Annotated in this window: 8 protein-coding genes; 6 read left to right on the plus strand and 2 right to left on the minus strand. The window is 71.5% G+C overall.

Annotation, left to right across the window (positions count from 1 at the left end; all coding sequences use genetic code 11):
- The first annotated feature begins 107 nt into the window (after positions 1–107).
- A complete protein-coding gene (locus QSG27_RS25710; RefSeq protein ID WP_306711208.1) occupies positions 108–1319 on the plus strand; it encodes a glycosyltransferase family protein in 1212 nt (403 codons plus the stop codon).
- A 174-nt stretch (positions 1320–1493) separates the two neighbouring features.
- Positions 1494–2318, plus strand: coding sequence for an alpha/beta fold hydrolase (locus QSG27_RS25715; protein WP_306711210.1), 825 nt, complete (start codon positions 1494–1496; stop codon positions 2316–2318).
- A gap of 7 nt (positions 2319–2325) precedes the next feature.
- Here QSG27_RS25715 and QSG27_RS25720 read toward each other — a convergent pair whose 3' ends face one another.
- A complete protein-coding gene (locus QSG27_RS25720) occupies positions 2326–2967 on the minus strand; it encodes a response regulator transcription factor (protein ID WP_306711212.1) in 642 nt (213 codons plus the stop codon).
- Complete coding sequence (locus QSG27_RS25725; RefSeq protein WP_306711213.1) at positions 2964–4592, minus strand: MASE4 domain-containing protein; 1629 nt, start codon at positions 4590–4592, stop codon at positions 2964–2966. Before QSG27_RS25725 ends, QSG27_RS25720 begins: the two co-directional genes overlap by 4 nt.
- A 224-nt stretch (positions 4593–4816) precedes the next feature.
- Here QSG27_RS25725 and QSG27_RS25730 point away from each other — a divergent pair, with 224 nt between their 5' ends.
- From QSG27_RS25730 to QSG27_RS25745, 4 genes are all read left to right on the plus strand, one after another.
- Entirely contained in the window at positions 4817–5488 is a 672-nt protein-coding gene (locus QSG27_RS25730) for a hydrolase (protein WP_306711215.1), read from the plus strand.
- A 116-nt stretch (positions 5489–5604) separates the two neighbouring features.
- Positions 5605–5868: a XapX domain-containing protein gene (locus tag QSG27_RS25735; RefSeq protein ID WP_306711217.1), complete on the plus strand. Its 264-nt coding sequence runs from the start codon at positions 5605–5607 to the stop codon at positions 5866–5868.
- A gap of 56 nt (positions 5869–5924) precedes the next feature.
- Complete coding sequence (locus QSG27_RS25740) at positions 5925–7778, plus strand: amidohydrolase (RefSeq protein WP_306711220.1); 1854 nt, start codon at positions 5925–5927, stop codon at positions 7776–7778.
- A gap of 20 nt (positions 7779–7798) precedes the next feature.
- The coding region (locus tag QSG27_RS25745; protein ID WP_306711222.1) for an MFS transporter at positions 7799–8702 on the plus strand (904 nt) is incomplete at its 3' end.

The following is an 8702-nucleotide window of genomic DNA, read 5'->3' on the forward strand; positions in this document are numbered from 1 at the left end:
CGCCCGCTTCGCGGCGGTCCAGGGCGAGGGCGGCGACGCCGCCCGCCTCGCCGCGCTGCTGGACGAGGCCGCGGCCCTGTTCCGCCGGCGGGCGTAAGGGGCCGGCGATGCGCGTGCTTCTCTGCGGGCAGGGCACATCGGAAATCCTCTGGTCCATCCACGCCGCCCTGATCGCGCTGGGCCATGACTCGGTGCTGGCGCTTCCCGACGTTTCGCAGGAGGTGATCGACCGGCCCATCGACGCCATCCTGGCGCTGAACCTGTTCGAGATCCCGCGCGACACGGTGGAGATGCTGATCGCCTACGTGGCGTCCTTCGGCACCCGCCCGGCGGTCGTCCACATCTGCCTGAAGCACCCGCTGGAGGAGGTCGCCGCCACCACCCGCGCCGCGGTCGAGGAGGCGGACCGCTGGATGGCCCGCTGGAACATCCGCATGTGGTGCATGTGCCCCGGCGTGGCCGAACAGTGCGGGCGGCTGGGCCTGACGCGGGTGTTCCACGCCCCGCTGGGGGTGCATCCCTGGATTTGCGCCCTGCGCGACGGCGACGGCACGGTGCATCTCTACAAACGCTGGATGTCGCAGGCCGATCCGGGGCTGGTCCGCTACCCCTACCGCGCCATGACGGGGGAGGGCGGGGACGATGGCGAGAGGCCGGGGATCGCCGGGCGCTTCCTGTATCTGGGGCAGGGGCTTCCGCCCGTGGGGCCCGCCGACCCCGCCGTCCTGCGCGCCGCCGCCGCCGTCGCCGAGGCGATGCGCGCGCAGCCGGCGCTGCACCGGGCGGAGGCCATGGATCTGTGCGGGCTGGCCGGGCCGTCCGCCGACCCCGCCTGGACCCTGGCCTTCAACCGGGCCTTCACCGCGGCCTTCGCGGTGGAGAACCGGCGGCGTTTCGCCGCCGCCCTGCGCGCCGCCTTCGGTGCCTCCTTCGCCTTGTGGGGGGACGGCTGGGACCGGCACGGCATCGCGGCGCACCCGGTGTCCGCGCAGCCGCGCACCCTTTATCACGAAGCCGCCGCCTGCCTGGATTTCGGAAGCCTCGCCTACGACACCGCCGTTTTCCCGCGCACCCTGGAGATCCTGAAGCGCGACGGCCTGCTGGTGAGCTGGCGGCACGCCGGCACCGGCCTGCTGTTCGGCCCCGTCGAGGCGGAGCTGACCTTCGGCGACGGGGAGGAGGCCGTGCAACGGCTGGCGGCGCTGCGGGACGACCCGGACCGCCGCGGGCGGTTGCTGGCCGCCCATCGGGACTGGGCGTTCGACCGGCTGTCGCTGGAGCGCATCCTTCCCGGCGTGCTGGCGGGCGGGGTGGGCTGAGCGCCCCCTCCCATACGCACGGGCATCCCACCGATACCTCCGTATAGTTTCCAGGCCGGGCCGCCTGCGGCACTGTTGTGGCGAAGACGACGTTCCGCGCTGCCCATGGAAAGGCCGCTATCCGCCTTCCCGTTCCACCGCGGATCTTTCGCGCGCCCGAAAAAGGAGGGGGAATTGAGCAGGATTTCCACCAGGGACGGCACCGGAATTTTCTACAAGGACTGGGGCAGCGGCCAGCCGGTCGTCTTCTCGCACGGGTGGCCGCTCAGCGCCGACGCCTGGGACGGGCAGATGCTGTTCTTCGGCCAGCAGGGCTACCGGGTCATCGCGCACGACCGGCGCAGCCACGGCCGGTCCGACCAGACCTGGACCGGCAACCACATGGACCAGTACGCCGACGATCTGGCCGAGTTGCTGGACGCGCTGGACGTGCGCGGCGCGGTGATGGTCGGCCATTCCACCGGCGGCGGCGAGGTCGCCCGCTACATCGGGCGGCACGGCACCGGGCGCGTCGCCAAGGCCGTGCTGGTCGGGGCGGTGCCGCCGATCATGCTGAAGACCGCGGCCAACCCCGGCGGCCTGCCGAAGGAGGTCTTCGACGGCATCCGCAAGGGCACCTACGACGACCGGTCGCAGTTCTTTCTGGACCTGACCATGCCCTTCTACGGATTCAACCGCGACGGGGCCAAGGTGTCGGAAGGGCTGCGGCAATCCTTCTGGCTTCAGGGCATGATGGCCGGGATCAAGGGCGCCTACGACTGCATCGAGCAGTTCTCGGAAACCGACTTCACCGAGGATTTGAGGAGGATGACGGTCCCGGCGCTGTTCATCCATGGCGACGACGACCAGATCGTGCCCATCGACGCGGCGGCCCGCCGCGCGGTGGAAATCGCGCCGCAGGCGACGCTGACGGTCTACGAAGGGGCGCCGCACGGGCTGACGGCCACCCATCAGGACCGTTTCAACGCCGACCTTCTGGCCTTCATCAAGGGCGGCTGAGGAGCGGTCAGGAGTCGCCGCCGGGGGCCAGCTTGTCGGCGATGCGCACCAGATCGGGCAGGGACTTCGCCTGCATCTTGCGCATCACGCTGGCGCGGTGGACCTTCACGGTGATCTCGCTGAGGCGCAGCTCGGCGGCGATCTGCTTGTTGAGCTGCCCGGCGGCGACGAGCCCCATGACCTCACGCTCGCGCGGGGTCAGGCTGCGGAAGCGTCCGCGCAGGTCGGACAGGGCGTCCATGGCGCGGCGGCGGTCGCGGTCGCGCTCGATGCCCGTATGAACGGCGTCGATCAGGTCCTGGTCGCGGAAGGGCTTTGCCAGGAACTCGACGGCGCCGGCCTTCATCGCCGTCACCGACATCGGGATGTCGCCGTGTCCGGTGATGAAGACCACCGGCAGATGGATGCCCGCTCCGGCCAGCTCGCGCTGGAACTCCAGCCCGCTCTGGCCGGGAAGCCGCACGTCCAGCACGAGGCAGCCCGGCGCGTCGGGCCGGCGGTGGTGAAGGAACTCCTGCGCCGAGGCGAAGGGCAGGGGGGCCAGCCCGACGGAGCGCAGCAGGCTGGCCAGCGATTCCCGGATCGACGGATCGTCGTCGATGATGGCGACGAAGGGCGTTTCCACCGCCATGGCGGAGCGGTCGGTCATCGCGTCCGCTCCAGGGAGGCGCCCGCCGCGGGCCGCTCCGGCTCGTCGTCGGCGGGCAGGGTGAAGCGGAAGACGGCGCCGTGGGGATGGTTGGCGGCCACCCACAGCCGACCGCCATGCGCCTCCACGATCGACTGGCAGATCGTCAGCCCCATGCCGATTCCATGCTCCTTGGTGGTGAAGAAGGGTTCGAACAGCCGCTCCTCCTGCGCCGGTTGCAGGCCGGTGCCGGTGTCCTCCACCGACACCAGCACGTCCGCGAGCCCGCGGCGGCGCGAGCGGATGCTCAGCACGCGCGGACGGTCGGTGACGCCGCTCATGGCGTCGTCGGCGTTGGCGATCAGATTCAGAAGCACCTGCTCGAGCTGCACCGGGCTGCCGTTCACCGGCGGCAGGCGCTGCTGAAGGTCGGTGCGGACGGCGATGCGGTTCAGGCGGCGCTCGCCCTCCGTGCGGTCCAGCGCGCTGCGGATCACGCCGTTGACGTCCAGCCGGCTGCGCTGGGGCGGCGCCTTGCGGAAGGTGTCGCGGATGCAGGCGATGACCCGCGCGGCGCGGTGCCCGTCGTCGGAAATCCGCTTCAGCGCGGCCCGGACCTCCACCAGATTGGGCGCCGGGCGGTCCAGCCAGCGCAGCCCGGCGCCCGCGTTGGTCACCATGCTCGCCAGCGGCTGGTTCACCTCGTGCGCGATGGAGGCGGACAGCGCCTCCAGGCTGGCCAGCCGCGCGTCGCGCACCCGCCGCTCCGCCGCCACCGAACGGACCAGCCGCCCGTAGAGCGTCGTCATCTCCGCCAGCAGCACCAGCAGGACGACGCTGGAGGCGGCCAGCCCGAAGACCCGCCCCGACCACCAGCCGGCGCTGAAGCGTCCCGCGCTGAGGAAGCTCAGCAGGCAGGTCTCGATGACCCAGGCGGCCAGGGCGACCATCAGCCAGAGATCGAGGACGGAGCGCCGCTGCCGCCACAGGACGGCCAGGGCGGCGGCGCAGAGCGCCAGCGCCGTCACCGGCACGACCCGCCACAGCGGCGTTTCCCGCATGGTGTCGGCCATCAGCCGCGGCAGGGCGTCGCCGCCGGCCAGGGCGAAAGCCGTGATGCCCCCGGCCAGCGCCGCCGCCAGGGCCACGCCGCCCGCGAGTGCGGGCAGGGCCGGGCGGTGGGCGTCGCGCGGTCCGGCCTCCGCGGCCTTCAGCAGCGCGTAGGCCAGGATGAACAGCGGCAGGCCGAGGCGGGGCCCGGCGGCCACGATGGCCGTGCTCTGCAACCCGGCACCGAGCAGCCCGCCGGGCGCGAAGACTCCGGGGAAGGTCAGGGCCCAGGGAACGATCAGCAGCGCCGTGACCAGATAGCCGGCGGCGAGCGCCAGCAGGGCCGGCGTGCGCTGGGTCGCGTAGAGGGCGAACAGCAGGACGGCGGTCATCAGCTCGGTCAGCAGAACCGCCGTGGCGTAAGCCGGCAGCAGGACCGCGGTCCCGTCCAGCGGCAGGCGGGCGAAGGGGGCGGCGATGGCCAGCGCCGCCAGCAGCCCCAGCACCGTGCCGGCGGCCAGCCGGGTCTGCCCCGCGCCGGGGGGCAGGGTCGCCAGAAGAAACCGCTGGTCTCCGGGGGCATCGCCTGTGCGCATCACCGTCGCTCGCCCGGCTGTCGGGTCACGTCGTTCTTCTACCCTGTCCCTTTACCCTGTCCGGCACCGGCGGCGGGCGGTGCCTTGGCCTGATATACCAAGGTATAGGGTCGGCAAACGCAAGTTCAATGTCGCGGTCCTCCGTCCCTGGCCGATGCTTCGACCCACGCCGGGCCGATCACCCTGGGCTGATCGCAGGCGCCAAAAAAGAAGAGGACAGAGACATGACCATCACCGCCACGGCGACTCCGGGCAAGACCCTCCTGTCGCCGAAGGATCATGCGCTGATCATGATCGACCACCAGTCGCAGATGGCCTTCGCGACCCATTCCATCGACGCAACGACGCTGCGCACCAACACCGCGCTGGTCGCCCACGCCGCCGCCGGCTTCGGCGTCTCGACGCTCCTGACCACGGTCGCGGAGAAGAGCTTTTCCGGCCCGATCTTTTCCGAGATCACCGACGCCTTTCCGGGGGCGGAGATCACCGACCGCACCTCCATGAACACCTGGGAGGACGCCAACGTCATCCGGCGGGTGAACGGGCTGGGCAAGACCCGGCTGGTCTTCTGCGGGCTGTGGACCTCGGTCTGCATCGTCGGCCCGACCCTGTCGGCCATCGACCAGGGCTTCGAGGTCTACGTCATCGCCGACGCCTGCGGCGACGTGTCGATGGAGGCGCACCAGCGCGCCATGGACCGCATGGTCCAGGCCGGCGTGCGCCCGATGACCGCGCTCCAGTACATGCTGGAACTCCAGCGCGACTGGGCGCGCGGCGAGACCTACGACCTGACCACCGGCATCGCGAAGAAGTACGGCGGCGCCTACGGCCTGGGCATCATCTACGCCAAGTCGATGTTCGGTGCGTCGGAAGGTGGCCACAGCGCCGCCGCCTGACCTCCGGCGCCTCGTTTTCCGGCGCCTCGTTTTCCGGTGCCGGGGCGGGCCGGCCCTGCTTCCCCTCCCCGGGGCCGGCCCGCCTTTTCCCGTCCATGCGGAAGGACAGGCCCGCCATGATGCCCTATCTGCTTTCCCTCGGCGCCGGCGTCCTGGTCGGCGTCATCTATGCGCTGCTCGGCGTCCGTTCCCCCGCACCGCCCACCATCGCCCTGATCGGTCTGCTCGGCATGCTGGTCGGCGAACAGGCCGTGCCGGTGGTCAAGCGGCTGCTCGCCGGCCAGCCGGTTCTGGCCTTCATCCAGAACGACTGCGCCCGCCACATCCTGGGGCCGCAAGCCGGGAACCCGCCGGATTCCGCGCCCGGGGACCGGGTCTGATCCGGAGACCCGCTGCCCCCGCTGCCCATTCCATTCCCCGCCTTGAGAGCACCGCCATGCCGTCATCCGACCTTCTGATCGTCAACGCCCGGATCACGACGCTCGACCGCGCCAACCCGGAGGCCGATGCCGTGGCGGTCCGCGACGGGCGCTTCCTCGCCGTGGGGCGGGAGGCCGACGTGCGCGCCGCCGCGGTTCCCGGCGCCGCGGTGATCGACGCCAAGGGCCGCCGCCTGATCCCCGGCCTGATCGACAGCCACATCCACGTCATCCGCGGCGGCTTGAACTACAACATGGAACTGCGCTGGGACGGCGTGCCGACGCTGGCCGATGCCATGGCGATGCTGCGCGCCCAGGTCGCCCGCACGCCGGCCCCGCAATGGGTGCGCGTGGTCGGCGGCTTCACCGAGCACCAGTTCGCCGAGAAGCGCCTGCCGACGCTGGAGGAACTCAACGCGGCGGCCCCCGACACGCCGGTCTTCATCCTGCACCTCTACGACCGCGCGCTGCTGAACGGGGCGGCGCTGCGGGCGGTGGGCTACGGCAAGGACACGCCCAACCCGCCGGGCGGCGAGATCCAGCGCGACGCCGCGGGCAACCCGACCGGCCTGCTGCTGGCCCTGCCCAACGCAATGATCCTCTACGCCACGCTCGCCAAGGGGCCGAAGCTGCCGGAGGAGTATCAGGTCAACTCCACCCGCCATTTCATGCGGGAGCTGAACGGACTCGGCGTGACCAGCGTGATCGACGCGGGCGGCGGTTTCCAGAACTACCCCGACGACTATGCGATCATCGAGAAGCTGCACGCCGACGGCGCGATGACCCTGCGCATCGCCTACAACCTGTTCACCCAGAAGCCGAAGGAGGAGTTGCAGGACTTCGCCACCTGGTCCGACAAGGTGAAGCCGGGCGACGGCGACGACCGCTACCGCCTGAACGGGGCGGGGGAGATGCTGGTCTACTCCGCGGCGGACTTCGAGGACTTCCGCGTCGCCCGGCCCGAGATGCCGCCGAACATGGAAACCGACCTGGAGCCGGTGGTCCGCCTTCTGGCCGAACGGCGCTGGCCCTGGCGGCTGCACGCCACCTACGACGAGACCATCGGGCGGGCGTTGGACGTGTTCGAGAAGGTCGACCGGGACATCCCGCTGCACGGGCTGAACTGGTTCTTCGACCACGCGGAGACGATCAGCGAGCGCAACATCGACCGCATCGCGGCGTTGGGCGGCGGCATCGCCGTGCAGCACCGCATGGCCTACCAGGGCGAGTATTTCGTGGAGCGCTACGGCGCCAAGGCCGCCGAGGCGACGCCGCCCATCGCCAGGATGCTGGCCGCCGGGGTGCCGGTGGGCGCCGGAACGGACGCCACCCGCGTGGCGAGCTACAACCCCTGGGTCTCGCTGTCCTGGCTGGTCACCGGCAGGACGGTGGGCGGGCTGTCGCTCTATCCCATGGCGAACCGGCTGGACCGCGAGACGGCGCTGCGCCTGTGGACGGAGGCCAACAGCTGGTTCTCCAACGAGCAGGGCAAGAAGGGCCGGATCGAAGCCGGGCAACTCGCCGACGCCGCGCTGCTCAGCGACGATTACATGTCGGTGCCGGAGGACCGCATTCCCCACATCCGCTCGGTCCTGACCCTGCTGGGAGGGGCCGTGGTGCATGGGGAAGGGGATTACGGCAGCCTCGCCCCGCCGTTGCCCAAGCCGATGCCCGACTGGTCGCCGGTCGCCACGGTGGGCGGCTATCACCGCGACCCCAGGACGGCGCAGAGACAGGCCGCCGAATGCGCCTGCCATTCCGGCTGCGCCGTGCACGGCCACGACCATGCGGCGGCGCTGGGCGCCGATGTGCCTTCGTCGGACGCCCGCGGCTTCTGGGGCGTGTTCGGCTGCGGCTGCTGGGCGGTGTGAGGCGGGGGGAAGCACAGGACATGACCGCCGACGCCGTTCCGTCCCCCGGCGCCGCGCCGCCGCCCCAACGCGCCAGCGCTTTCGCGCCGCTGCGCAACCGCTTGTTCGCCGTGCTGTGGGCGGCGGCGGTGCTGGGGAACGTCGGCACCTTCATGCGCGACGTGGCGAGCGCGTGGCTGGTGCTCGACCTGTCGGGCTCGCCCTCCACCGTGGCGCTGATCCAGGCGGCGGGGTCGCTGCCCATCTTCCTGCTGGCGATCCCCGCGGGGGTGCTGTCCGACATCATGGACCGGCGGCGGATGCTGATCGTCATCCAGTGCCTGCTGGCCTGCGTCAGCGCCGCCCTGATGATCCAGGCGGCGCTGGGGGTCGCCAGCGTGGCGTCGATCGCCGGGCTGACCTTCCTGGGCGGGGTCGGGGCGGCGCTGATGGCGCCGGTCTGGCAGTCCATCGTGCCGGAACTGGTGCCCCGCGGCGAGATGAAGGGGGCTGTGGCGCTGAACAGCCTGGGCATCAACATCGCCCGCGCCATCGGCCCGGCGGCGGGCGGCGCGATCCTGGCCGCCGCCGGGGCCGCCGCCACCTACGCCGTGGATGTGACCTCCTACGTCATCGTCGTGGCCGCCCTGCTGTGGTGGCGGCGCGCCCCCGACGCCCGCGACGCGCTGTCGGAGCAGTTCGGCGGCGCTCTGCGCGCCGGGCTGCGCTACGCCCGCGCCAGCCGGGAGCTTCACCGCGTCTTCCTGCGCGCCGGGCTGTTCTTCGCCTGCGCCAGCGCCCTGTGGGCCGAGCGTGCGCTTCAGGATCTCCTGGAAGGCGTCCATCTCCAGCGACGGGTCGGGGCGGGAGAGCGGCTGGGTTCCCTTCAACTGCCGGCGCACCAGATCCAGGATGACGAAGCGCGTTTCGTCCAGATCGTGGAAG

The sequence above is a fragment of the Azospirillum isscasi genome, assembly GCF_030849505.1.
Lineage (GTDB): Bacteria > Pseudomonadota > Alphaproteobacteria > Azospirillales > Azospirillaceae > Azospirillum > Azospirillum isscasi.

What these genes read in the sequence shown, in the direction of transcription:
- QSG27_RS25725 (WP_306711213.1), bottom strand. Translation starts at nt 4,592, where the DNA reads ATGCGCACAGGCGATGCCCCCGGAGACCAGCGGTTTCTTCTGGCGACC.
- QSG27_RS25740 (WP_306711220.1), top strand. Translation starts at nt 5,925, where the DNA reads ATGCCGTCATCCGACCTTCTGATCGTCAACGCCCGGATCACGACGCTC.
- QSG27_RS25730 (WP_306711215.1), top strand. Translation starts at nt 4,817, where the DNA reads ATGACCATCACCGCCACGGCGACTCCGGGCAAGACCCTCCTGTCGCCG.
- QSG27_RS25735 (WP_306711217.1), top strand. Translation starts at nt 5,605, where the DNA reads ATGATGCCCTATCTGCTTTCCCTCGGCGCCGGCGTCCTGGTCGGCGTC.
- QSG27_RS25720 (WP_306711212.1), bottom strand. Translation starts at nt 2,967, where the DNA reads ATGACCGACCGCTCCGCCATGGCGGTGGAAACGCCCTTCGTCGCCATC.
- QSG27_RS25710 (WP_306711208.1), top strand. Translation starts at nt 108, where the DNA reads ATGCGCGTGCTTCTCTGCGGGCAGGGCACATCGGAAATCCTCTGGTCC.